This is a genomic window from Saccharothrix stipae, from assembly GCF_054781895.1.
The window spans coordinates 925,539-949,443 of record NZ_BAAGTN010000008.1; the positions used below are offsets into that span (position 1 = coordinate 925,539).

Here is a 23,905-nt window from a genome sequence, read left to right on the forward strand (position 1 = left end):
TGAGCACCGTGTCTTCCCCCGCCACGTCCAAGCGCGTCGCCATGCTGACCCTCGGGTGCGCCCGCAACGAAGTCGACTCCGAAGAGCTCGCCGGCCGGCTCACCGCAGGTGGCTGGGAGCTGGTCGACGACGAGGCCGACGTGGTCGTGGTCAACACCTGCGGCTTCGTCGAGTCCGCGAAGAAGGACTCCGTGGACACCCTCCTCGCCGCCGCCGACAGCGGCGCGAAGGTGGTCGCGGTCGGGTGCATGGCCGAGCGCTACGGCACCGAGCTGGCCGACAGCCTGCCCGAGGCGAACGCCGTCCTCGGGTTCGACCACTACGCCGACCTCGCCGACCGGCTGGACGACGTCCTCGCCGGCGAGGCCATCGAGTCGCACAAGCCGGTCGACCGGCGCACGTTGCTGCCGCTCACCCCGGTGCAGCGGCCCAAGGCCGCCGAGGACGTGCAGGTCCCGGGCCACGGCTGGGGCCCGCGCGTGCTGCGCACCCGCCTCGCCGACACCCCCGTGGCACCGCTGAAGATCGCCTCCGGCTGCGACCGCCGCTGCTCGTTCTGCGCCATCCCGTCGTTCCGCGGCGCGTTCGTGTCCCGCCACCCGGACGAGGTGGTGGCCGAGGCGATGTGGCTGGCCGAGCAGGGCGTGCGCGAGGTGTTCCTGGTCTCGGAGAACTCCACCTCCTACGCCAAGGACCTGCCCCGCGAGCTGGGCGGCCTCGAACTGCTCGTCCAGCGGCTCGCCGCGGTGCCCGGCATCGACCGCGTCCGGGTGTCCTACCTGCAGCCCGCGGAGACCAAGCCCACCCTGGTCAAGGCCATCGCCACCACCGAGGGCGTGGCCGACTACTTCGACATGTCCTTCCAGCACTCCAGCGAGCCCGTGCTGCGCCGGATGCGGCGGTTCGGGTCCACCGAGTCGTTCCTCGGCCTGGTCGAGCAGATCCGCTCCCTCGCACCGCGTGCGGGTATCCGCAGCAACGTCATCGTCGGCTTCCCGGGCGAGACCGAGCAGGACGTGGCCGAGCTGGAGCGCTTCCTCACCGCCGCCCGGCTGGACGCGGTGGGCGTGTTCGGCTACTCCGACGAGGACGGCACCGAGGCCGAGGGCCTGCCGGACAAGCTGGACGCCGACACGATCGCCGAGCGCGTCGCCCGCATCTCCAACCTGGTCGAGGAGCTGACCTCGCAGCGCGCCGAGGAGCGCGTCGGCGAGGAGGTCGTCGTCCTGGTCGAGACCGCGGAGGACGACGAGAACGACTGCGTCGGCCGTGCCGCCCACCAGGCGCCCGAGGTCGACGGCGAGTGCGTCATCACCAACGCCGACGGCCTGGAGGTCGGCGACCTGGTGCGCTGCCGGGTCGACGAGTCCGAGGGCGTCGACCTGGTCGTGACAGCGATCGAGGTGCTCCCGAGGTGACCGAACCCGCGCGCGTGCCGGTGCTGAACATCGCCAACGTGCTGACGATGTCCCGGCTGGCGCTCGTGCCGGTGTTCCTCTACTTCCTGTTCGCCGAGGACGGCCACCAGCCCTGGTGGCGGCTGGCCGCGTTCGGCGTGTTCGCCGTGGCGTCGGTCACCGACCACGTGGACGGCAACCTGGCCCGCAAGCACGGCCTGATCACCGACTTCGGCAAGATCGCCGACCCGATCGCGGACAAGGCGCTGACCGGCGCCGCGCTGGTGGGCCTGAGCCTGCTGGGCGAGCTGCCGTGGTGGGTGACGGTCGTCATCGCGGTCCGCGAGCTCGGCGTGACGCTGCTGCGCTTCTGGGTCATCCGGCACGGCGTGATCCCGGCCAGCCGCGGCGGCAAGGCCAAGACGCTCGTGCAGATCGTCGCCATCGGCCTGTACGTGCTGCCGCTGCCGGGCTGGCTGGACGCGCTCTCGGTGGTCACCATGGGCGCGGCCGTCGTGCTGACCGTCGTCACGGGCGTCGACTACGTCATCCGCGCCTTCCGGCTGCGCGCGAGGGGCAAGCGCGCGGTGGCGGGCGCGTGAGCGCCGAGGACGTCGTCCGGGCCCTCAAGGAACGCGGTGAGACGGTCGCCACCGCCGAGTCGCTCACCGCGGGCCTGGTGACCGCCGAGCTGACCTCCGTGCCCGGTTCCAGCGCCGTGGTCCGCGGCGGGCTCGTGGTCTACGCGACGGACCTCAAGCACACGCTCGCGGGCGTGGACGCCGCGCTGCTGGCCGAGCACGGCGCGGTGCACCCCGAGGTGGCCCGGCAGCTCGCCGTCGGCGCACGCGAGCGCTGCGGCGCCACGTGGGGCCTCGGGCTGACGGGTGTGGCCGGCCCGGACCCGCAGGACGGCGTCCCGCCGGGCACCGTCCACATCGGTTTGTCCGGTCCGTCCGGATCGCTTGTTCGATCGCTCACTCTGGGTGGTGACCGTGACGAAGTGCGCACGAGTTCCACAACAGCGGTTCTGAACCTCTTGCGCGCCCACCTCAAGATCCCTGTCGAGTGACGTGAGCTGCGCGTTTTCGGTCACATCCGAACACGCACGCGGGAACTTACCCGGTAGTTCACTCGTTCGCCCTTGGCGGACGTGTACCGAAGTGACTGCCCGTCGACGGGACGGGTCGGTAACGTGGTGGCACGGCCGGCCGGAAGGAGGCGCGCGATGACCGTGCTGCTACGCGAGGCGATCGGTGATCGGCTCCGCCATGCCCGCACCACCCAACGCCGCACGCTGCGCGAGGTCTCCAGGACCGCCCGCGTCAGCCTGGGGTACCTCTCCGAGGTGGAGCGTGGCCGCAAGGAGGCCTCCAGCGAGCTGTTGGCCGCGATCTGCGAGGCGTTGGACCTGCCCCTGTGGGAGTTGTTGCACCTGGTCGCCTCGGACATCGGCGCGGTGCAGCAGCCGGTGCCGACACCCGCCGAGCTCGCCGAGCCGAGCCGCGCGCCCGCGCCATCGGGTCTGGAGGTCGGCACCATGGTGCCCGCGGTGATCGGCAACGACCTGTCCGACCTGCGGTTGCAGCCCGTGCTCACGCACCGGCTGTCGACCTCGATCAGCAAGCCGCGCAACGCGGTGGTGGCGGCGTAACCCCAGCGCACACGTGCCGAAGCCGAGCCGGTCCCACCGGCTCGGCTTTCGGCGTTCACGGTGGGCTTGGGCGTGCAACGACTTGGCAACCCCCCACGGGGTCGTCGCGTCCCCTCCAAGGCGGGCGGGCAGGATGACCATGTCGACGAAAGTCGGGGGGTGACTCAGGGTGATCCCGGATATCTCCCCAGGTCGGTGGAAGCAGCGCGGGACAACTGACACGATGGAACCAACACCGGCACCGGGTCGTTGCCAATCACGAGCGCGAGCCAGGGAAGTGCGGAGAAGGCAGGCGTAGGAGATGGCCAACCCTTTCGTGAAGGCATGGAAGTACTTCATGGCGGCGTTCTCATCCAAGATCGACGAGCACGCCGACCCGAAGGTGCAGATCCAGCAGGCCATCGAGGAGGCGCAGCGGCAGCACCAGGCCCTGTCGCAGCAGGCCGCCGCGGTGATCGGCAACCAGCGCCAGCTTGAGATGAAGCTCAACCGCCAGCTCGGCGAGGTGGAGAAGCTCCAGGCGTCCGCACGCCAGGCGCTCGTGCTGGCCGACGAGGCCCGGGGCAAGGGCGACGAGCAGCGGGCGACGCAGTTCGAGACCGCCGCGCAGGGCTTCGCCACCCAGCTGGTGACCGCCGAGCAGAGCATCGAGGACCTCAAGACGCTGCACGACCAGGCGTTGCAGGCGGCGACGCAGGCGAAGCAGGCCGTCGAGCGCAACGCGATGGTCCTGCAGACCAAGCTCGCCGAGCGCACCAAGCTGCTCAGCCAGCTGGAGCAGGCGAAGATGCAGGAGCAGGTCTCCCACTCGCTGCGCCAGATGACCGAGCTGGCCGCGCCGGGCAACACGCCGTCGCTGGAGGAGGTCCGCGACAAGATCGAGAAGCGGTACACCACCGCGCTCGGTTCCGCGGAGCTGGCGCAGAACTCGGTGCAGGGCCGGATGCTGGAGGTCCAGCAGTCGACCACCGAGATGGCGGGCCACTCGCGGCTGGAGCAGATCCGCGCCTCGATGGGCGGTGGCAAGGTGGCCGGCGAGGTGACCAGCGGTCAGCCCGCCAGTGCGAGCGCGAGCATCCAGCAGGAGATCCAGCAACGGGTGCAGCAGACGCAGGCGCAGCCGACCCAGCAGATGCAGCAGAACCCGCCGGCGAGCCAGGGCTGAGGGGGTGGTGTCCGCGATGGAACCCCGGCGGAAGGCGGCCGGTGAGATCGTCCAGATCATCGGCGGTCAGCTTCAAGGGCAACTCGCGGACCAGGTGAAGCGGCGTTACGCCGCCTGGAACGACCCGCGCGCGAAGCTCGACCGGCGGTACCGCCGGTCGAGCCGCGTGCTCACCTTCTGGTTGATCGTGCTGGCCCTGCTCGCGGTGGTCGGCACGCTGGCCATCGTCGGCACGCTCGCCGCGGGCGTCGGGGTCGGCGCGGCCCTGGGCTTCGCCGGCACGTCCGTGCTGGCCGTGCGCACGAACATGAGGATGAGGGGGATCGACGCCCAGCGCCGGCACTTGGAGATCGCGCCGGTGCGCGAGCCGATGCCCGCCCGCTCCTCGGCGGCGCGCCAGCCGATGGAACGGCTGGACGACGCCGAGGACACGTTGCGGGAGCTGCTGCGCCAGCTCGACTCGGCGGCCTTGACCTCCATCCCGACCGACTCGGTCGAGCAGGCCCGCGCCACCGGCGCCGAGGCCTCGTCCGCGATCCGGGCCGTGTCCCGCCAGTTGCAGGCCGTCGAACGCGCGCGCGACACCGCGCCGCCGCTGGACCGCGCCCCGCTCGTGGAGGGCGTGCGAAGACTGCGGGCCCAGCTGGACGAGGGCGTGGACGGCTACTGCGGCCTGGTCGCCGCGGCGGGCCGGGTGCTCGCCGAGAGCACCGCCTCCAACCCCCGGCAGGTGCTGGGTGACGCGACGGACCACCTGGCGGGTCTGGCGTCGGGGCTGCGCGACCTGTCGCGCTGAACGACCCGCTCCGACACCTCGTGGCGGAGGACGGCACGGACCCGCGCGGCCATCTGCACGAACGCGGATTAGGTCACGTTGCGTAGCAGAGTTGGGCTGAACTCGCAGCCGCGGTGGCGTACGCTGCTGCGATCGTGTGATTATCAGACCGTTATATAGCCGCAGCCACTACATGGCGTGGCAGGATCCCTGGGTCGGACAGCGTGGTCCGTCCTGGTCGCCGGGGAGGTCATTGAGTGGCGTTGTGGACCGTGCGCGGTGATGGCCGCCCCACCGACGGTGACGCCATCGCGCCGCAGGAACGGCTGAGCTGGCCGCGCACCGTCGGGTTCGGCGCCCAGCACCTGGTCGCGATGGCAGGCGCCACCATCCTCGTCCCCGCCACCACGGGTCTCCCGGTGAGCACCACGCTGCTCTTCTCCGGTGTCGGCACCCTGCTGTTCCTGGTGATCACCCGCAACCGGGTGCCCAGCTACCTCGGCGCGTCGTTCGCGTTCATCGCACCGCTGGCCGTCGCCCGTGACGAGGGCATCGCCGCGCAGCTCGGCGGCGTGCTCGCGGCCGGCCTGCTGGTGATCATCATCGGGGTCGCGGTCAAGGCGCTGGGCGTGCGGCTGCTGGAGGCCGTGATGCCGCCGGTGGTGACCGGGGCGGTGGTCGTGCTGATCGGGTTGAACCTGTCGCACCGGGCCACCGACTCGTTCGCCGAGCAACCGCTGCCCGCCGTGGTGACCATGGGCATCATCCTGCTGTGCGGCGTGCTCGGACGTGGCGTGTCGTTCCGGTTCTCGGTGCTCATCGGCGTGGTCGTCGGGTGGGCGCTCGGCTTCTGGCTGGGCCTGGTCGACACGGCCGTCGTCGGTCGTGCCGCCTGGTTCGGCCTGCCCGAGTTCCACGCGCCGGAACTGCGGCCGTCGGTCACCCTGCTGGTGCTGCCGGTGGTGATCGTGCTGGTCGCGGAGAACGTCGGGCACGTCAAGGCGGTCGGCGCGCTGACCGGCCGCAACCTCGACGGCAACGTCGGCGACTCGATCATCGCCAACGGCGTGTCCACCGCCCTGGCGGGTCTGGGCGGCGGGTCGGGCACCACCACGTACTCCGAGAACATCGGCGTGATGGGGGTGACCAAGGTCTTCTCCACCGCCGCGTACGCCGTGACCGGGGTGGCCGCGGTGCTGATGGCGTTCTCGCCGAAGGTCACCGCCGTGCTCGCGACCATCCCGGCGGGCGTGGTCGGCGGCGCCACCCTGGTGTTGTTCGGCCTGATCAGCCTGGTCGGCGTGCGGGTGTGGATGGAGAACCGGGTCGACCTGACCAACCCGGGCAACGCGCTGGTCGGCGGCGCCGCCCTGGTCGCCGGGGTGGGCGACCTGACGCTGGAGCTGGGCGACATGGAGCTGGGCGGCCTGGTCTGGGGCTCGCTGCTGGTCGTGATCCTGCACCCGATCCTGCGCTGGCTCCGGACCGCCCGGAAGGTCTAGCCCCGCGTGGCCGGAGTCGGCGCCGACCGGGCCAACCCCCGGTTGATCCGCTGGACCAGGCCGGGGCCTTCGTAGATGAACCCCGTGTAGACCTGGAGCAGGCTCGCGCCCGCGTCCAGCATCCGCGCGGCGTCGTCCGGGCTCGCGATGCCGCCGACGCCGATGATCGGCAGCCTGCCGCCGGTCTCCCGGCTGACGAACCGCACCACCTCGCGGGCACGGGTGGTCAACGGCCGGCCGCTCAGCCCGCCCGCCTCGTGCGCCAGCCGCTGGTCGGCCGGGGCCAGGCCGTCGCGCGACAGCGTCGTGTTGGTCGCGATCAGCCCGCTGACCTCGTGCGCGGCGCACACCTCCAGCAGCTCGGCGATCGCCGGCTCGGTCAGGTCGGGCGCGATCTTGACCAGGATCGGCTTGCGCGGCCCGGACCCGGCCAGTTCCCGCGCGGTCACGTTGAGCGCGGACAGCAGTTCGGTCAACGCGCCGCGGTCCTGGAGGCTGCGCAGGCCCGGCGTGTTGGGTGAGCTGATGTTGATCGCGAAGTAGTCGCCGTGCCGGTAGAGCGCGCGCAGGGACGTCCGGTAGTCCTCCACCGCGTCCTCGACCGGCGTGACCTTGGACTTGCCCAGGCTGATGCCCAGCGGCACGGGCAGCGGGCCGAGGCGGTCGAGCCGGTTGGCCAGCTCCAGCGCGCCGTCGTTGTTGAAGCCCATCCGGTTGATGATCGCCTCGCTGTCGCGCAGCCGGAACAGGCGCGGCCTTGGGTTGCCCGGCTGCGCGTGCCGGGTGACCGTGCCGACCTCGACGAACCCGAACCCGAGCGCACCCCACGCGGGCAGCGCCCGGCCGTTCTTGTCCAGCCCGGCGGCCAGGCCGACCGGGTTGGGGAACCGCACGCCGAACACCGTGCGCGCGGACGCGGGCTTGCGCCGCACCAGCTTCGCCGCCGGGCTCAGCTTCTCCAGCACGCCGAGGGTGGTCTCGTGGACCCGCTCCGCGTCACCGCCGTGCATCCGGAACAACGCCTTGCGCACCACGCTCTTGTAGACCACGGCGGTAACCCTAAGCGATCGGCCCTGGCTGGCAGCGCGGGCACCAGTACGCGGGACGCTCCAGCACCCCCGCGCCCTGACCGCCGACGCGCACCTTCGTCCCGCAGCGCAGGCACGGCCTGCCACCCCGTTCGAACACCCAGTGCTGCCGCCCGCGCCCCATCAGACCGGTCGTGTTCTGCTCCGGCCGCCACGCGTTGGCCAGCAGCAGCTTGCGCGCCAGCCGCACCGCCTCCGCCGGGTCCACCGCCGACACCGGGCTCCACGGCGAGACGCCGAGCAGGAAGCACACCTCGGCCTTGTAGAGGTTCCCGACGCCGGCCACGACCCGCTGGTCCAGCAGGGCCAGGCCCAGTTCCCGGTCCGGGTCCGCGGCCAGCCTGACGGCGCCCTCGGCGGCCCGGTCGTCGTCCCAGTCGCCCAGCAGGTCCGGCCCCAGGTGCCCGACCAGCCGCGACTCCTGGTCGGTCGGCAGCAGTTCCAGGTCGTGCAGCGCGAACCCGACCGCGACCCGGTCCGGCACCTCCAGCAGCGCCCGCACCTGGTGGCCCGGCCGCTGCCAGCGCTCGCCGGGCCGGTAGAGGTGCCAGGCGCCGTCCATCCGGAAGTGGCTGTGCAGGCTCAGGTCGCCGGAGAACCGGGTGAACAGGTGCTTGCCGACCGAACACACCGCCAGGACGTCCCGCCCGCTCAGGTCGGCGGTGGCCCACCTCGGGTGGCGCAGCTCACCGCGCAGCAGTCGGCGGCCGGCCAGCGCCTCGTTCAGGCGGTGCCCGGCCAGGAAGACCGTGTCACCCTCGGGCACCGCTGTCGAACGCCATCTTGAGGCCGAACCCGACCAGCACGGACGCGGTCAGCCGCTCGGTCCACCGCCGCACCGCGGGCTTCGTCAGCACGACCACCGCACGTCCGGCCAGCCACACCACCGCGATCTGCCAGACCTGCCCGATGCCCACGTGCACGCCGACCAGCAGCGCGCCCCACCCGGCCGACGCCTGGTCGGACGGCAGGAACTGGGGGAGCAGGCTCAGGTAGAACACGCCGATCTTGGGGTTGAGCAGGTTCGTGGTGAACCCGATCCGCAACGCCTGCGCGGGCGTGATCGAGAGGGCCTCGGTCGGCTCGCCGAACGTGCCGCGCCAGGACTTCCACAGCGCCGAACCGCCCAGCCACAGCAGGTAGGCCGCACCCGCGTACCGCACCACGTCGTAGGCCGTCTGCGACGCCACCAGCAGCGCGGTCAACCCGGCGATGCTCGCCGCGCCCCACACCAGGCAGCCCAGCGTGGTGCCGAACCCGCCGACCAGCCCGGCCCTGCGCCCGCCGCCGAGCACCATGCGCAACAGCATCATGGTGTCCAGGCCGGGCGTGATCGTGAGCAGGACGGCGGCGAGAGTGAAGGCCAGGAGGGCACCCGTGCTCACGCGTCCACCGCTTCCTCGATCTCCTCGTCGTTGAAGTCGTGGTGCACGGCCCTGCGTCTGCTCCGGCTGATCCGCAGTATCCGGGCCAGCAGCAGGTTGAACGCCAACGCCACCTCACGCGCGCCCGGCGTGCCCCACTCGTGGATCGGCATGCACGCGCCCTGCGCCTGCTGCACCGCGAGCCGGTCCGGCAACGCCACCGGCATCACCAGCGGGCCGAAGATGTCGCGCAGCTCGTCGATGCGGAACTGGTGCTCGTGCGACCTCGGCCGCACCCGGTTCACCACCACGCCCAGCGGCTGCAACTCCTCGTTGTGCTCCCGCTCGGCCTGCACCGCCTCGAACGCCCGCTGCACGCCCGCCACCGCGAACATGGTGGGCTCGGTCACCAGCAGCGCCCGGTCCGCCGCGACCAGCGCCGACCGGGTCAGCTGACCCAGCGACGGCGGGCAGTCCAGCAGCACCAGCTGGTAGGGCTCCTCGTCGTCCCGCAACAGCCGCAGCGCCTCGCGCAGCCTGCCCAGCCGCGTCTCGCCCGGGTCGGGGTGGTTCAGCGACTCCGCGTCCTCCGAGCCGGCCAGCACGTCCACGCCGTCACCCCACGTGCTGGGGGCGATCGCCTTGCGCAGCGTGTCCTCGCTCGGGTCCTGGAGGACGTCGTAGATGCTGGCCTCGGTGTCCTCGGGTTCCAGCGTCGAGGTGGCGTTGCACTGTGGATCGAGGTCGATGACCAGCGTCCGGACGCCACGCCGCAGCGCCGCCGACGCGAGACCGAGCGCGACCGTCGTCTTCCCAACGCCACCCTTGAGGCTGAGCACCGCCACCGTATGCACGTAGTGCAGCCTACGGCCCTTACGCTCTACGTCCATGCGACCGGACGCCGTACACAGGGTGCTCGACGCCGAGCTGGCCGCCGCGCGGGACCGCCGGGGTGGTGAACCCCCGCGGGTGCTCGACGTCGGCGGTGGTAGCGGCGTGTGGGCCGTGCCGCTGGCCGTGGCCGGGTGTTCGGTCACCGTGGTGGACCCGAGCCCGGACGCGCTGGCCACGTTGCACCGCCGTGCCGCCGACGAGGGCGTGCTGGACCGGATCACCGCTGTCCAGGGCGACACGGACGCGTTGGACCGGGACGGCTCGGCGGACCTGGTGCTCGGGCACGGGCTGCTGGAGGTCGTGGACGACGCGGGTGCCGCGCTGGCCGCGCTGGCCGCCGCGGCGACCCCCGGTGGGGCGGTGTCGTTGCTGGTGGCGAACCGGTACGCGGCCGTGCTGCACCGGGCGATCGCCGGCCGGCTGGTCGACGCGCGGCGGCTGCTGGACGACGAGGCCGGTCAGCTCACAGGCACCCGCGACCCGCTGCTGCGCCGGTTCGACGTGGCCGGGCTGGAGGCACTGGTGGTGGCGGCGGGCTTGAAGGTGGAGCTGGTGCAGGGGCACGGCGTCGTATCGGACCTGGTGCCGGGCGCGGTGCTGGAGGCGAACCCCGGCGCCGCGGAGGCGCTGGCCGAGCTGGAACTGGCCGCCTCGACCCGTTCGCCCTTGCGCGATGTGGCGGCCCGGTTGCACGTATTGGGCCGAAAGCCCGCCTGAGTGCGGTAGAACGGAGGTTCCGCCGCCTATCCGCAGAGGACCCGTCATGGGAGACCCGCACTTAGCCGGGGCCGGCTGATGGCCGGACCCGCGCCCGAAGACCTGGATGACGTGGTGCGCGCGGCCGTCGCCGGCGACCGCCGGGCGATCGCCTCGGTGCTGGGCACCGTCCGCCCCTTGGTGGTGCGCTACTGCCGTGCCCGCGTGGGCAGGCAGGAGCGCTCGTTCACCTCCGCTGACGACGTGGCCCAGGAAGTGTGCTTGGCCCTGCTGACCGCGTTGCCGACCTACAAGGACCACGGTCGACCGTTCCTGGCGTTCGTGTACGGGATCGCGGCGCACAAGGTGGCCGACGCGCATCGCGCGGCGTTGCGCAACCGCGCGGAGCCGGTGCCCGAGCTGCCCGACGCGCCGGACGACGAGCAGGCGGGCCCGGAGCAGTCGGCGTTGCGGGTGGAGCTGTCGCAGCGGGTCGGCGAGTTGCTCAGGCTGCTGCCGGACAAGCAGCGGGAGATCGTGGTGCTGCGGGTGGTGGTGGGGCTCTCGGCCGACCAGACCGCCGAGGCGGTCGACGCCTCGCCCGGTGCCGTCCGAGTGGCGCAGCACCGGGCGCTGACCCGGCTGAGACGGGAAATCGAGCGATCCTTGGTTACTCCGCGCGTTCAATGAGGGTGCTTGTTCGCCCAAACGGGGAATAAACGCATCCATTCGGAGTAACTTTCTGTGACCGGCGTCATCACCTCGAAGGGCTTGCGTCGCGTTCGCATGTGCCCCCGAGAGTCGTCCAGCGCGCGGACGCCGAGGAGCTCGCTATGACAGCAGTGGTGGTCGGGTTTTCGATCTTGCCGGTAGTTCGCGGCAACGCGGTGAGGACGGTGGTGCCCGTGCGGAGCGAGGACGTCCCGTCCTCCTCACCGGCACGTGCGGAGGGAGGTCCGGAGTCGTACGTGTCCGCGGCGGTCCGCGGTGACCGGCGGGCGGTCGAGGCGTTGCTGGCCGAGATCAGACCGGTGGTCGTGAAGTACTGCCGGGCCAGGATCGGGCGCGGTCAGCGGTCGTCGGCGTCGGCGGAGGACGTGGCCCAGGAGGTCTGCCTCGCGGTGCTGAAGGCGCTGCCCAACTACCGGGAGCAGGGCCGGCCGTTCCTGGCGTTCGTGTACGGCATCGCCGCGCACAAGGTCGCGGACGCGCACCGTGCGTCGGCGCGCAACCGGGCCGAGTGCGTGCCGGAGCTGCCGGACAGCGCGGGCGCCGAGCCGGGCCCGGAGCTGCGGGCGTTGCAGGGCGAGTTGTCCGACCGGATGGGGCAGCTGCTGGGCGTCCTGCCGGACCGGCAGCGCGAGATCCTGGTGCTGCGCATCGTCCTCGGCCTGTCCGCCGAGGAGACCGCGGAGGCGGTCGGCTCGACGCCCGGCGCGGTGCGGGTGGCCCAGCACCGGGCGTTGGCGCGGTTGCGCAAGGCGTTGGACGAAGCTCGGCACCGCGCCTGAGGGCGCTCAGTGCCGCCAGCGGGTCAGCGCGGCGATCTCCTCCGGTGAGCAGTCGGCGAACCGGGCGATCTCGCCGCGCCGCACATCGACGATGGTCGCGGCGAACTCCGCGCCGAACGCCTCGGTCAGCACCTCGTCGGCCTCGAACGCCGCCACGGCCTCCTCCAGGCAGGTGGGCAGGCGCTCGGCCCCCGGCAGCGCGACCGGGTCGACCCCGACCGGCTCGGGCAGCCGCGCCCGGTCCACGATCCCGGCCAGGCCCGCCGCCATCGTGGCCGCCACCGCGAGGTACGGGTTCGCCGACAGGTCGTAGCACTTGATCTCCAGGTCGCGCGCCGCGATCAGGCGCAACGCCGCTTCCCGGTTCTCCAGGCCCCACTCGGCGAACGCCCCCGACCAGTGCCGCGGCACCAGGCGCAGGTAGCTGGCCACCGACGGGGCGCCGATCGCGCACAGCGCGGGCAGCCGCGCCAGCACGCCCGCCGTGAACGCCTCCGCCTCGTCGGTCAGCCCGAACCAGCCCTCGCCGCCGCCGAACAGGTTGCGGCCGTCGCGCCACAGGCTCAGGTGCAGGTGGCCGCCGTTGCCGACGCCCTCGGTGGTGACCTTCGGCGAGAACGACGCGCGCAGGCCGTGCCGCCGGGTGATGGCCCGGATCGTCTCGCGCACCAGCACCGACGTGTCGGCCGCGTGCACCGGGTCCTCGGGCGCGGTGGACACCTCGAACTGGCCCGGCGCGTACTCGGGGTGGAACTGGAGCACCTCGACGTCCTGCTCGGCCAGCGCCGACAGCAGGTCGGCGGCGTAGTCGGACAGCTCGACCTGGCGGGCGTGGCCGTAGGCGGGGGCGGTGGTGGCGGGTCGGAACTCGTCGGTGTCGCCCTGCCCGACCACCCACTCCACCTCGAAACCCGCCTGGACCTCGTAGCCGTGCACGGTGAGCCGGTCGGCCACCGCCCGCGCCAGCCCGCGCTCGTCCTGCGGGTGCGGCTCGCCGTGCTGGTCGAAGCGGTCGGCCGGGGCCCACGCCCAGCCGGGTTGGCCCGCCAGCACGGTGAGCCGGTCCAGGTCGGGGTGCAGGCGCAGGTCGCCGACCGGGCCGCCCGCGTGCCGCCCGGTGATGATCGTGTCGTCCAGGAGGAACACGTCGAACACGGGCGACGTGCCCACGCCGTCCGCGGCGGCCCTGGGCAGGCCCGCGAGCGGTACGGACTTCACCCTGGTGATGCCGCTGTGGTCGACCCAGGTGAGGGCGACCGCCACCACGTCCTGCTCCAGCAGGTCGTCCGCCAGGTCGACGGCCAGCGCACGTCGGTGCTCCCGCTCGGCTGTGTCCATCGTGCGTGGTTACACCAGGTCACTACTGTTCAACAAGTGGACCCGTTGCTGCCGTTCGTGGCGTCGTTGCGCCTGGTGGACCACCACTGCCACGGCGTGCTGGGCACCGACCTGGACCGGGACGGCTTCGAGTCGAACCTGACCGAGGCCGGGTCGCCGTCGCCGTTGGGCACGTCGTCGTTCGACTCGTCGCTGGGGCTCGCGGTGCGGCGCTGGTGTGCGCCGTTGCTGGACCTGCCGCCGCTGGCGCCCGCCGACGAGTACCTGGCCCGGCGGCGGTCGTTGGGCGCGGCCGAGGTGAACCGGTCGTTGCTGTCGGCGACGGAGATCGCGACGTTCCTGGTGGACGGCGGCCCGTGGCCGGAGGGCTTCGTGGGGCCCGCCGAGTTCACCGGTTCGCGTGAACTCGCGGTGCTGCGGCTGGAGCGGTTGGCGGAGGATGTCGTGCCCGAGGGCGCCTCCGGGTTCCCGGCGCGGGTGCGGGCGGCGTTGGACTCGTCGTCGGCGGTCGCGGCGAAGTCGATCGCGGCCTACCGGGTGGGGCTGGCGCTGGACCCGGCGCGGCCGTCGGACGCGGACGTGGTGGCGGCGGCCGATCGGTGGTTGCGGTCCGGTTCGACCCGGTGCGCGGACGAGGTGATCAGCCGGTTCCTGGTGTGGGAGGCGCTGGACCGCGGGCTGCCCGTGCAGTTCCACGTCGGTTTCGGTGACGCCGACCTCTCGCTGCACGAGTGCGACCCGTCGCTGCTCACGGGCCTGCTGCGGGCGACCGCGCCGCTCGGCGTGCCGATCCTGCTGCTGCACAACTACCCGTTCCACCGCACCGCCGGGTACCTGGCGCAGGTGTTCCCGCACGTGTTCGTGGACCTGGGGCTGGCCACGCACGCGGTGGCGCACCAGGCGAGCCGGGTGCTGGCGGAGGCGCTGGAGATCGTGCCGTTCGGGAAGTTCCTGTTCTCCACCGACGCGTTCGCGCTGGTCGAGCTGTACTACCTGGGCACGCTGTTCTTCCGGCGCGCGTTGTCGGACTTCCTCTCGGCGGGGCTGCGGGCGCATGCTCTCGCGGTGGCGGACGCGGAACGGATCGCTCGCCTGATCGGGTGGGAGAACGCGCACCGGGTCTACCGCTTGGCGTAGAGTGTCGAACAGGTGTTCGGCTGGATGGGGGTGGTCGTGGGCCGCAGCGCAAACCTGCCGCGCGGTCTGGTCGACCGCTTCCGCGCCCGCGGCGACGTCTGGCCGGACGACACCGGCTGCTCGATGCTGCACGTGGACATGGACGCCTTCTACGCGTCGGTCGAGATCCGCGACCGGCCGGAGTTGGCGGGCAGACCGGTGGTCGTGGGCGGGACGGCGAACCGGGGCGTGGTGGCGTCGGCCAACTACCTGGCCCGCGAGTTCGGCGTGCGCTCCGCCATGCCGACCTCCCACGCGCGCAGGCTCGCGCCGCACGCGGTGTTCGTGTCGCCGAACTTCTCCCGGTACCAGGAGGTCTCGCGCGGCGTGATGGCGATCTTCCGCGACATCACGCCGCTGGTGGAGCCGTTGAGCCTGGACGAGGCGTTCCTGGACGTGAGCGGCGCGTTGAAGCGGATGCGGTCGAGCCCGGCGCAGATCGCGCAGTTGATCCGGGCGCAGGTGGAGCAGGCGCACGGGATCACCTGCTCGGTCGGTGCCGCGCCGACGAAGTTCCTGGCCAAGCTCGCGTCGGGGATGTGCAAACCGGACGGCCTCATGGTCGTGCCGCGCGACCAGGTGCTGTCGTTCCTGCACCCGTTGCCGGTGTCGGCGCTGTGGGGCGTGGGTCAGCGGACGGCCGAGCACCTGGACCGGGTCGGGCTGGAGACGGTGGCCGACGTGGCCGCGACGCCGTTGCCGCGGCTGCGCAGGCTGATCGGCGTGGCGTTGGCCGAGCACCTGCACGCGCTGGCGCAGGGCCACGACGACCGGCCGGTGGTGCCGTCCACGCGGGAGAAGTCGATCGGCGCGGAGGAGACCTTCGAGGTCGACCACTTCGACCGGGAGCTGCTGCGCCGGGAGCTGCTGCGGCTGTCGGAGCGTTCGGCGGCGACGTTGCGCTCACGCGGCCTGCGCGGGCGCACGGTGTCGATCAAGGTGCGGTTCTCCGACTTCACCACCATCACCCGGTCGAAGACGCTGCGGGTGGCGACGGACGTGACGCAGGAGGTCTACAAGACCGCGTCGACCCTGCTGGACGAGCAGGTGCCGCCGGGCGCGGTGCGGTTGATCGGGGTCCGGATCGAGCAGCTGGTCGAAGGCGACGACGGCGAGCAGCTGATGTTCGACGCGCCGGAGCGGGGCTGGCGCGAGGCGGAGCAGGCGGCCGACCAGGCGCGGTCGAGGTTCGGCACGGCGGCGATCCGCCCGGCGTCCCTGCTGGTCCAGGGGCCGTCCCGGTCGGGGGTGGACGAGCCCAAGCCCGACCGCGGGCCGTGACCGGCGGCGTTCGGGTTCCCGACTCCGGGGTCGAGCCGTTCGGGTGGTCACCGGCCTGATCCCGGCGGCGCGGGTGGATCACCCGGCACAGTGGTGGCGTGGATCGGTTCTGGGGTCTGCTCACACCCTCCGAGCACGAGGTGCTCACGGCGACGGGTGTCGAGCGCGACTACCCGCACGGCTCGGTGATCTGCCACGAGGGCGAGGTCACCCGGCACGTGCTGGTCGTCCGGCGCGGGCTGCTGCGGGTGACCGCGACCACCGCCAACGGCACCGAGAAGGTGCTGGCGGTGCGTGGTGCGGGTGACATCGTCGGTGAGCGCTCGGCGGTGGACGGGCGGCCGCGTTCGGCGACCGTGCGGGCGCTGGGCGAGGTGCGGGCACTGGTGCTGTCCGCCGGGTCGTTCGCCGGTCTGTGCCAGCGGTACCCGCGCATCGCGTGGTCCGTGCTGATCGTCGTGGTGACGCGGCAACGCGACACCGACCGGCAGCGCGTGCAGATCAGCGGCACGGCCACCCAGCGCGTCGCCGCCGTGCTCATCGACATGGCGTTGCAGCGCGGGATCGCCGACCAGGGCGCGATCGCGTTGAGCCAGGAAGACCTCGCGAGCATCGCGGGCACGTCGCGGGAATCGCTCGTGCGGGTGCTGCGCGGACTGCGCGAGGAGGGCATCATCAGCACGGGGCGTCGCAAGATCGATATCCACCGGGTGAGCCGGCTCTACGACTTCACCGCCTGATTTCCCCTTGTGCGTCATCTGACGCAGAACTCGCTGCTCGAACCTCCTACAAATGAGGCATCAGCCGAGTTCAGAGGGGGAGTCATGAACCACAACGACGAGCAGGCCCGGTCCCGCCGCCGGTTCACCGAGCGCCTCGCCAGCACCCTCGTGTTCACCGCCGTGATGGTGTGGGCGGCGGTCGTGGTGATCGTCAAGTCCGATTTCGACGGTGTGGTCGCGCTCGCCGTCTCCTTCGTGCTCGCCGGCGGTCTGGTCGCCGTGTACGACGCCTGGCGCGAGGTCCGCTCCGTCCGCCGGGAGCTGGACGTGGAGATCCGCGAGGACCTCGTCCGGCTCTAAGAGACCACGCGACGGCCAACGAGGGGTGGCCGTCGTCCACCGAGGCCTTCCGCAGACGGGTCGGGTCTGCGGAAGGCCTCATTTCGCGTGAGTTGTCCACAGGCCGGCCAGTTGTCCACAGTTCGCGATCTCCCCGTCGACCGACCTCGGCGAACCGCCGATGGTGGACACATGCACACCTCCAGCCGCACCACCATCGACCTGGACGCCCTCGGCGGCCTCTTCCCGCACCGCGTCGCCACCACGTCGGAACTGCTCGGCCTCGGTCTGCCGAGCGAGGAACTGGCCGTCCGCTGCCGCCCGCACGGCCCGTGGCAGCACGTGCTGCCCGGCATCCTGCTGCTGGCCCGAACACCGCCGAGCCGTGCGCAACTGGTGCGGGCGGCGTTGCGCTACGGCGGGCCGGAGACCCTGTTGACCGGCCTGGACGCGCTGCAACTGCACGGCATGCGTGCCCTGCCCGCCACCGGCCCGGTGCAGATCCTGGTCAACCGCCCGCTCGAACCGGCCGCCGGTGTCCGCATCACCCGCACCCGCCGTGCACCGGATCCCGTGCTGCGCCGGGGGTTCCTGACCGCGCCGCTGGCCAAGGCGGCCGTCGACGCCGCCAAGGTGCTGCGCTCGCGTGACGACGTGCGAGCCGTGCTGACCGAGGTGGTCCGCCACGGCGGGGTGGCGGTGGCCGACCTCGGCCCGGGCCTGGCCCGTGCCGGTGAGCCGGCCAGGCAGGTTCTGGCCGAGCTGTCCGACGGCATCCGTTCGGTGCCGCAAGCCTGGGCCAGGGCGGTCCTCGACGACCTGCCCCTGCCCGCGCCGGCCTGGGACGTCCCCTGAAATCCGCCGAGGGCCGCCCCCTGGGGACGGCCGACGCCTGGTGGGACCACCTGGCCCTGGCCTGGCAGTTCAACACCCCCAGACCCCGCGCGGACCTCCTGCACGCCGCCGGCGCCGTCGTCCTGCACACCGCCCCGGCCCGCCTGCGCCAATCCCCGACCGCCGTCGCCCGAGACCTGCTGCGAGCAGCCACCCAAGCCACCGACCGCCCAAGGCCCCTGATCAACCGCGCCACCCGCCGACCAGCCCCACCGGGGATCCACCCTCCGCCCATCCCTAACCACCACCCCTGACCCTGACCCTGACCCTGACCCTGACCACCACCCTTGATCACCCCGCCTGACCAACACCGTTGATCACCCCGGGCCAATCCCGCCCCCGCCCCAACCGCCCTCGGCACCCCCCACCGATCCCGGTCCGAACCGCCCTCACCCGCCGACCCCGGTGTCCGGCCGAACCGACCTTCGGGCGGTCGGGCGGCGTGCCATTGGCTCGAACAGTCCTCGAGCGTCGTGCGTCGTGTGCCGGCCGAGTCGATCTTCGTGCTCAGTCCTGGCGCACCACTGGCCCGAGCCTCGACCGCCAAACCCGGCGAGCGAGGCCTCGGGGCATCGCTTGCCCACCGAGCCGACCTGTGGGCAGCCGGGTCTCGTGCGCCGGCGGCTCGGCTCTCGACCGCCGAACCCGGCGGGTCAGGCCTCGGCCTCGGGCGTCGGGTGCCGATCCTCGGGCAGTCCGGGCTTGGCGCGCCGGTGGGGCGGACCTCGACCGCCGAGCCCGGCATGCCCGCCGAGCCGGTCTTCGGACGGTTGGGCCTGGGTACGTGGGCGGGTCGGGTCTCGGCCGTCGAGCCGGGTGCGTGGGCCGAGCCGATCTTCGGGCGGTCCGGCGATGTGCCGTTGGTTCGGGTGGGTTTGGGGCGCCTGCCGAGTCGCTCTGCGGGCGGTCCGGGGGTGGTGCGGGGGTGGTGCGCCGGTGGTGCGCCGGTGGTGCGGACCTCGACCGCTGAGCCCGGTGCGCCGGCCACGCCGATCTGTGGGCAGTCGGGCCTGGTGCGCGGGTGGGTCGGTTCTCGACCGTCGAGCCCGGTGTGTGGGCCGAGCCGGTCTTCGAACACCGAGCACCCCGACGCCGCTCCGGTCCCAACACCCGACCCCACCCCGACCGTTCAACCGCCCGCCCGCGCACCAGGCTCTGCGGTCGAGGCCCGACTCACCGGCGTACTACCCTCCCGGCCCGCGCGAAGATCGACTCGCCCGGCACGCCGGGGCCCACCCGACCTACCGGCACACCCCCGACCGCCCGAACTGAGGGCTGGATCGGGCGTGGGTTTGGCGTGGGCCGGGTGTCGGGACCGTGGGCCGGTCGGTCGGGGTGGTGGGGCGGGCTTCGTGGTTCCGTACTCGGCCCCACCGGGGGCGTCGGTGGGCGGGTGTGGGCGGTGGGGTGGGCGCGGTCTCGGTTGTGATCTCGGTCTCGAAAGGCGGCCCTGGGTGGCGTACGGGTGCGATCACTGTCCGTAGGCGCGCCAGTGCGATCTTTGAACCGGATGAGGTGAATCGGGGGTTACCGCCGCCTTACGGGCGACAGACCGGTAGTCACAGCCCTTCGATCACTCCCTCGGGCGAGTGAACGGCCGGGCTTTTGCAGGTCTTGACAGTGGCCCTCGATGAGGCTTGCCCGACCTCACGGTGGCCTGACCGTTGACCCGTGAGGATGATGGTGACAGAACGAACCGCTTAGGGGCACGGACTGGGTAGTCGGCAAGCCTCCCGAATCGTATCCTGGTTGTGACGCCCCCAGGGCGGGGCGTCCGCCGGGACCGGCGGCAACCGTGATTACCCGGCGCCCGCGACCGCTGTGCCGGAGGAGGAGCCATGCCACTCTCCGAGCACGAGCAGCGACTGCTCGACCAGATCGAGCGCGCGCTCTACGCCGAGGACCCGAAGTTCGCATCCACTGTGCGCGGCGCCAAGCTGCGCAAGCCGTCCCGACGGCGTCGCATCCAAGGCATCGCGTTGTTCGCCGTGGGTGTGGCACTGCTGGTCACGGGTGTGATGTTGCCGAAGCTCGCTGGTATCCCGGTGGTGAGCGTGGTCGGCTTCCTGTTGATGTTCTTCGGCGTACTGCTCACCGTGACGACGCTGCGTCGTGGTGACCAGGGTGCCGAAGAGCCCAGCGAAGAGGGAAGCCGGCCCAGCCGCAGCTCGTTCTCTCAGAAGATGGAAGAACGTTTCCGTCGCCGTTTCGAGGACGAGTAGTCCGCGCGACAGCCCAACCGAACGACTGCACGACCGAACAACGCACACGGCCCGCCCCGGTTCCTCCGGGGCGGGCCGTGTGCTTGTCCTACCGACTCCTACCGACTCCTACCGACTCCCACCGCACTGAGCACCACTGAGCACCGCGCTGAGCAGCACACCCCGCTCCCAGCGCGGTGCCGTCACTCCTGCGGGTCGTCCTCCGCCGGCGGCGTCGGCTGGAGCACCGACCGGGGCAGGACCTTCGCCTTCAACGCCAGCGGCGCGTTGCGGTTCAGGCTCTCGCGCACGTCGTCCACCGCACCCGGCAGCGACGGGTCCGCCGCCGCCTGGGTGCTGTACCAGGACCGCTCCACCGCCCCGACCACCGCACGCAGCCCGTCCCGGCCCTGCTCGTCCAGGTTGTGCGCCCGGACCAGCCGCCGCGCGGCCACCCGCACGGTCTCCGTGCGCGGCACCCGCGTGCCCCGGTCCACGGACTCCGCGACCAGCTCCTGCCACGCCGCGCTCGCCGCGTCCGGCCCCAACCCGGCCACCGCCCGCAGCCGCTGCCGCCGCCACCAGGTCCGCACGACCGCCGGCGCCGCCGTCACCACCAGCACCAGCAACGCCACCGCCAACCACCACGACAGCAACGCCACCGCCAACGCCAGCACGACCGCCCACGCCACCGCCGCGGCCGCCATGGTCGCCGAACGCAGCCACACCGGCCGTGCCAGCCGCGCACCGCCGAACAACACCAACAACGTCGCCAGCAACGCGAGCAGCGACAGCACCCCGAGCGTCACCAAGTGCCAGGTGGGCGTCGGCTCGGCTTCCGCCGTCGTCCCGTCCTGGCCCTGCGCGTCCGGCAGGGCCGACGCGGACGCCGACGTGCCCGGCGCCGCCGTGGTGGTCGTGGTGGTCGTCGCGCCCGTGCTGGAGCCGTCCTCCTCGTCGTCGGCGTCGAGACCGGAGATGTACGGCGGGGTCACGCCGCGCCCGTCCGACAGCGGCGTCGGGTCGAAGGTCATCCAGCCGTGGCCGGGGAAGTAGATCTCGACCCACGCGTGCGCGTCCTGCGACGTGATCGTCTGCACCTCACCGGTCGCGTACCCGGCCGTGAAGCCCAACGCCACCCGCGAAGCCATGCCGACCGACCGCGCCATGATCGCCATCGCGGACGCGTACTGCTCGCAGAACCCCTTCTTGCCGTTGAACACGAAGTCTTCCAACGCGTCCACGGACGTGCTCGTGGTCGAGGTCTGCGTCGTGTAGTCGAACCCCTGCGTGCCGTCGGTGAAGTACCGGTACAGCGCGGTCGCCCGGTCGAACTGGTTGTCGTGCCCCGAGACGATCTGCCGCGCCAACGCGGCGACCCGGCCCTCGACGCCCGGCGCGTCCAGGTACTCCTGGTCGACGTCCACCTGACCGACGGCCTTGCGCAGCGTGTCCGCCGAAGGCGTGTCGAACACCGTCTCCAACGTGTACGGCTCCGACTTGCGCGGCCGCACGCTGTAGATCATCCCGCGACCGGGGTCGAACCTCCAGTTGTCGCCGACCTCCTCGACACCGCGCGGCCGACCGTAGATGGGCAGCCAGTTGTCCACCCAGTTCACCGGCTCGATCCGGATGTCGACGACGTCGCCACCGCCCGGGTCGCCCGGCTGCGGGGGCAGCGCGCCGCCGGCGGGCACGCCCTCCGGCATGCTCCCGCCCAGCTCCCAGCCCTTGTCCGGCACGTACTGGCGCAACGTCATCGCGCGCAGGTACGCCGACGTCTTCGGCATGTTCCGCACCCGGAACAGCTCGCGCGGCGCACCTTGGTTGAGCATGCCGCGCAGCTGGGTCATCGGGTCGATGCCCAACCCGCCCGTGCCGCCGCCGATCTCGTCGCCGGTGCCCGGCAGCCGACCCACCGTGCCCACCAGGGTCAGGCTCGCGCCCGCCACCAGCGCGACCACCACCGCCAACCCGGCCACCGCGGTCGCCGCCGGCCCGGACCCGCTCTGCCCGCTGCCCGCCATCCGGCCGCGCCACGCCTCGTGCCGGTGTTGCCCGTCCACGGCCAGCAGCAGCGCGAACGCGGCCGCGCCGAACACGAACGTCCACAGCGGCAGCATCTCGTCGGCCAGCGACGCGGGCACCGCGAACACGCACAGCAGCACCAGCCCCGACGCCGCCGGCGCGGCCAGGCCGACCGCCAGGGTGTCCACCAGGATCGCGACCAGCCCGATCGCCACCATCACCAGGCACCGCATGGCGGGGCTGTCCGGCACCGGCGGCACACCGGTCTGCACCTCGGTCATCGCGTCGCCCAGGACCGCCAACAGGTCCTGCAACGACTGCGGACCGGGCAGCACGACCAGCACACCGCTGCGGGTGAAGATCGTCACCAGCAGGCACGTCAACGCCAGCACCTGCCCGAGCGCGACCACCACCGGCGGCACCCGGGTCGCCCGCAGCAGCACGCCCGCACCACCGACCACCGCGATCGCCACGGCCAGGTACACCAGCCACAGCACGCCGTCGAGCACGCTGGACAACGCCGTCGCCGCGCACAGCGTGGCGAGGCCGGCGACCGCGGGTGTCGCGCTCACCACCCAGTTGCCGTTGCCCGCCGCGGCCGTTCTGCCGGTCACTCAGCCCACCTCCGTGCGCACCACCGGGCCGCGGTTGCCCGCGCTGTGGCACAGCTCCTGCCACACCTGCCCCATCGGCGTCGACGGCCGCGCCACGACCACGCCCCAGCCCGCGCCGCTCAGCAACCGCTGGGCGTCGGCGGGGTCGGGCGCCGGGTCCTCCGACGCGGACGCCCACGCGCGGACGTCCATCACGATCGCGAGGCTGCGCATCCCGCGCGGCCGGTTGCGGATCAGCGCGTCCACCACGGCGGGCGTGCTGCCGCCGAGGATCGCCACGACCTCCTGGCCCGCGCCGGGGTCCACCCCGGCGGCCGGCTCGCGGCGGTGCGACGGCGGCAACGCGGCCAACGCGTCCAGCACCACCGAGTCGTTGTACCCGCTGTCACCCGGTCCGCCCGCCAGCACCCGGCCGTCGTCGCCGACCAGCCGCACCTGGTGGCCGTACCGGTGCAGGTGCAGGCAGATCGACGCGGCCATCGACACCGCCCACTCCAGGCTCGCACCGGGACCGCTGCCCCGGTGCGCGACCAGCCGGTGGTCCAGCAGCACGGTCGTGCCGCCGCGCCACGGCCGTTCCTCGACCCGCACCATCAGCTCGTCGCGCCGCGCGGTCGAGCGCCAGTGCACCTTCCGCAGGTCGTCGCCGTGCCGGTAGGGGCGGACCACCGCGTCGTCCTCGCCCTGACCGGCGCGCAGCCGGATCGAGCCGTCGTCGCCGGAGCCCATGCCCGAACCGCTCGGCAGACCCGTCAGCGCCACCACCCGGGGCACCACGACCAGCCGGCTGCGGCCCGCCATCTCGCGGTCGAACTCGGCCAGGCCGAACGGGTCGGTGATCCGCGCCATCAGCGGACCCACCTGCTGCACGCCGCGCATCACCGGCTTGAGCGGGTACCGCAGCACGGTCACGATGTTGCGCGGCAGCCGTTCCACCACGAACCGCGGGCGGGCGCCCAGCGCGTACGGCACCGCGTCCTCCAGCAGCAGCCCACCGGTCGGCAGTCGTCCGGCGCTGCGCAGCTCCACCCGCACGTCCGTGGCCGTGCCCACCTGGACGCGGCTGGGGTGCAGGAACCGGCTCGCGTGCAGGCCGACCCGGGCCCGCTGCGCCAGCCAGGCCGCGAGCAGCGGCAGGGCCACCACGAACGCCGCCACGCGCAGCAGGTCGCGCTCGTTGAGCACGATCGCGCACAAACCGGCCGCGAACCCCGCGGCCAGCAGGCACCGGCCGCGGGTGGTCAGCCCGGACAGCGCTGCGCGCAT

Annotated in this window: 23 protein-coding genes; 16 read left to right on the plus strand and 7 right to left on the minus strand. The window is 72.6% G+C overall.

Features of this window, described 5'->3' with window-relative positions; translation table 11 throughout:
• Nucleotides 1–41: 41 nt before the first annotated feature.
• From rimO to ACYVLT_RS21230, 7 genes are all read left to right on the plus strand, one after another.
• Nucleotides 42–1,418, plus strand: a complete 1,377-nt coding sequence (gene rimO / locus ACYVLT_RS21200; protein ID WP_461122259.1) for a 30S ribosomal protein S12 methylthiotransferase RimO — start codon at nucleotides 42–44, stop codon at nucleotides 1,416–1,418.
• 47 nt (nucleotides 1,419–1,465) lie between these two features.
• The gene (pgsA, locus tag ACYVLT_RS21205) at nucleotides 1,466–1,999 is read left to right on the plus strand and encodes a CDP-diacylglycerol--glycerol-3-phosphate 3-phosphatidyltransferase (RefSeq protein ID WP_461122260.1); all 534 of its coding nucleotides are present in this window, start codon (nucleotides 1,466–1,468) and stop codon (nucleotides 1,997–1,999) included.
• Nucleotides 1,996–2,469, plus strand: a complete 474-nt coding sequence (locus tag ACYVLT_RS21210) for a CinA family protein (protein WP_461121907.1) — start codon at nucleotides 1,996–1,998, stop codon at nucleotides 2,467–2,469. Before pgsA ends, ACYVLT_RS21210 begins: the two co-directional genes overlap by 4 nt.
• A 156-nt stretch (nucleotides 2,470–2,625) precedes the next feature.
• Nucleotides 2,626–3,051, plus strand: coding sequence for a helix-turn-helix domain-containing protein (locus ACYVLT_RS21215; RefSeq protein ID WP_461121908.1), 426 nt, complete (start codon nucleotides 2,626–2,628; stop codon nucleotides 3,049–3,051).
• A gap of 301 nt (nucleotides 3,052–3,352) precedes the next feature.
• A complete protein-coding gene (locus tag ACYVLT_RS21220) occupies nucleotides 3,353–4,216 on the plus strand; it encodes a PspA/IM30 family protein (protein ID WP_461121909.1) in 864 nt (287 codons plus the stop codon).
• Between the two features lie 16 nt (nucleotides 4,217–4,232).
• Nucleotides 4,233–5,012 carry a phage shock envelope stress response protein PspM gene (pspM, locus tag ACYVLT_RS21225; protein WP_461121910.1) on the plus strand — a complete coding sequence of 260 codons (780 nt, stop codon included), beginning with the start codon at nucleotides 4,233–4,235 and terminating at the stop codon, nucleotides 5,010–5,012.
• Between the two features lie 236 nt (nucleotides 5,013–5,248).
• The gene (locus ACYVLT_RS21230; protein ID WP_461121911.1) at nucleotides 5,249–6,493 is read left to right on the plus strand and encodes a uracil-xanthine permease family protein; all 1,245 of its coding nucleotides are present in this window, start codon (nucleotides 5,249–5,251) and stop codon (nucleotides 6,491–6,493) included.
• Here ACYVLT_RS21230 and ACYVLT_RS21235 read toward each other — a convergent pair.
• The 4 genes from ACYVLT_RS21235 to ACYVLT_RS21250 are packed head-to-tail and all read right to left on the minus strand — an operon-like array spanning nucleotide 6,490 to nucleotide 9,799.
• The gene (locus ACYVLT_RS21235; protein ID WP_461121912.1) at nucleotides 6,490–7,542 is read right to left on the minus strand and encodes a quinone-dependent dihydroorotate dehydrogenase; all 1,053 of its coding nucleotides are present in this window, start codon (nucleotides 7,540–7,542) and stop codon (nucleotides 6,490–6,492) included. The two genes, ACYVLT_RS21230 and ACYVLT_RS21235, sit on opposite strands and share 4 nt — an antisense overlap.
• A gap of 10 nt (nucleotides 7,543–7,552) precedes the next feature.
• Nucleotides 7,553–8,347, minus strand: a complete 795-nt coding sequence (locus ACYVLT_RS21240) for a DNA-formamidopyrimidine glycosylase family protein (RefSeq protein ID WP_461121913.1) — start codon at nucleotides 8,345–8,347, stop codon at nucleotides 7,553–7,555.
• Entirely contained in the window at nucleotides 8,334–8,966 is a 633-nt protein-coding gene (locus ACYVLT_RS21245) for a LysE family translocator (RefSeq protein ID WP_461121914.1), read from the minus strand. The genes ACYVLT_RS21240 and ACYVLT_RS21245 overlap by 14 nt, the downstream gene beginning before the upstream one ends.
• Nucleotides 8,963–9,799, minus strand: coding sequence for a ParA family protein (locus tag ACYVLT_RS21250; protein ID WP_360447526.1), 837 nt, complete (start codon nucleotides 9,797–9,799; stop codon nucleotides 8,963–8,965). Before ACYVLT_RS21250 ends, ACYVLT_RS21245 begins: the two co-directional genes overlap by 4 nt.
• A gap of 34 nt (nucleotides 9,800–9,833) precedes the next feature.
• Between ACYVLT_RS21250 and ACYVLT_RS21255 the strand changes: the two genes are divergently transcribed.
• From ACYVLT_RS21255 to ACYVLT_RS21265, 3 genes are all read left to right on the plus strand, one after another.
• Entirely contained in the window at nucleotides 9,834–10,556 is a 723-nt protein-coding gene (locus ACYVLT_RS21255) for a class I SAM-dependent methyltransferase (RefSeq protein ID WP_461121915.1), read from the plus strand.
• A gap of 78 nt (nucleotides 10,557–10,634) precedes the next feature.
• Nucleotides 10,635–11,225: a sigma-70 family RNA polymerase sigma factor gene (locus ACYVLT_RS21260; RefSeq protein WP_461121916.1), complete on the plus strand. Its 591-nt coding sequence runs from the start codon at nucleotides 10,635–10,637 to the stop codon at nucleotides 11,223–11,225.
• Between the two features lie 215 nt (nucleotides 11,226–11,440).
• Nucleotides 11,441–12,046, plus strand: coding sequence for a sigma-70 family RNA polymerase sigma factor (locus ACYVLT_RS21265; RefSeq protein WP_461121917.1), 606 nt, complete (start codon nucleotides 11,441–11,443; stop codon nucleotides 12,044–12,046).
• 6 nt (nucleotides 12,047–12,052) lie between these two features.
• Here ACYVLT_RS21265 and ACYVLT_RS21270 read toward each other — a convergent pair whose 3' ends face one another.
• Nucleotides 12,053–13,384: a glutamine synthetase family protein gene (locus tag ACYVLT_RS21270; protein ID WP_461121918.1), complete on the minus strand. Its 1,332-nt coding sequence runs from the start codon at nucleotides 13,382–13,384 to the stop codon at nucleotides 12,053–12,055.
• Between the two features lie 36 nt (nucleotides 13,385–13,420).
• On the opposite strand from ACYVLT_RS21270, the gene ACYVLT_RS21275 reads away from it, so the two are divergent.
• The 6 genes from ACYVLT_RS21275 (at nucleotide 13,421) to ACYVLT_RS21300 (ending at nucleotide 20,018) form a co-directional block, all read left to right on the plus strand.
• Nucleotides 13,421–14,521, plus strand: coding sequence for an amidohydrolase family protein (locus ACYVLT_RS21275; protein WP_461121919.1), 1,101 nt, complete (start codon nucleotides 13,421–13,423; stop codon nucleotides 14,519–14,521).
• Between the two features lie 36 nt (nucleotides 14,522–14,557).
• Nucleotides 14,558–15,841: a DNA polymerase IV gene (locus ACYVLT_RS21280; RefSeq protein WP_461121920.1), complete on the plus strand. Its 1,284-nt coding sequence runs from the start codon at nucleotides 14,558–14,560 to the stop codon at nucleotides 15,839–15,841.
• A gap of 98 nt (nucleotides 15,842–15,939) precedes the next feature.
• Nucleotides 15,940–16,581, plus strand: a complete 642-nt coding sequence (locus tag ACYVLT_RS21285) for a Crp/Fnr family transcriptional regulator (protein ID WP_461121921.1) — start codon at nucleotides 15,940–15,942, stop codon at nucleotides 16,579–16,581.
• 84 nt (nucleotides 16,582–16,665) lie between these two features.
• Entirely contained in the window at nucleotides 16,666–16,923 is a 258-nt protein-coding gene (locus ACYVLT_RS21290; protein ID WP_461121922.1) for a hypothetical protein, read from the plus strand.
• A gap of 171 nt (nucleotides 16,924–17,094) precedes the next feature.
• Nucleotides 17,095–17,757 (plus strand): hypothetical protein, encoded by a 663-nt coding sequence (locus ACYVLT_RS21295; RefSeq protein ID WP_461121923.1) that lies wholly within the window; start codon nucleotides 17,095–17,097, stop codon nucleotides 17,755–17,757.
• A 1,877-nt stretch (nucleotides 17,758–19,634) separates the two neighbouring features.
• Nucleotides 19,635–20,018, plus strand: a complete 384-nt coding sequence (locus ACYVLT_RS21300; protein WP_033437744.1) for a DUF3040 domain-containing protein — start codon at nucleotides 19,635–19,637, stop codon at nucleotides 20,016–20,018.
• 182 nt (nucleotides 20,019–20,200) lie between these two features.
• Here ACYVLT_RS21300 and ACYVLT_RS21305 read toward each other — a convergent pair whose 3' ends face one another.
• The gene (locus tag ACYVLT_RS21305) at nucleotides 20,201–22,639 is read right to left on the minus strand and encodes a transglutaminase TgpA family protein (RefSeq protein ID WP_461121924.1); all 2,439 of its coding nucleotides are present in this window, start codon (nucleotides 22,637–22,639) and stop codon (nucleotides 20,201–20,203) included.
• Nucleotides 22,640–23,905, minus strand: a complete 1,266-nt coding sequence (locus tag ACYVLT_RS21310) for a DUF58 domain-containing protein (protein WP_461121925.1) — start codon at nucleotides 23,903–23,905, stop codon at nucleotides 22,640–22,642. It abuts the gene before it with no gap.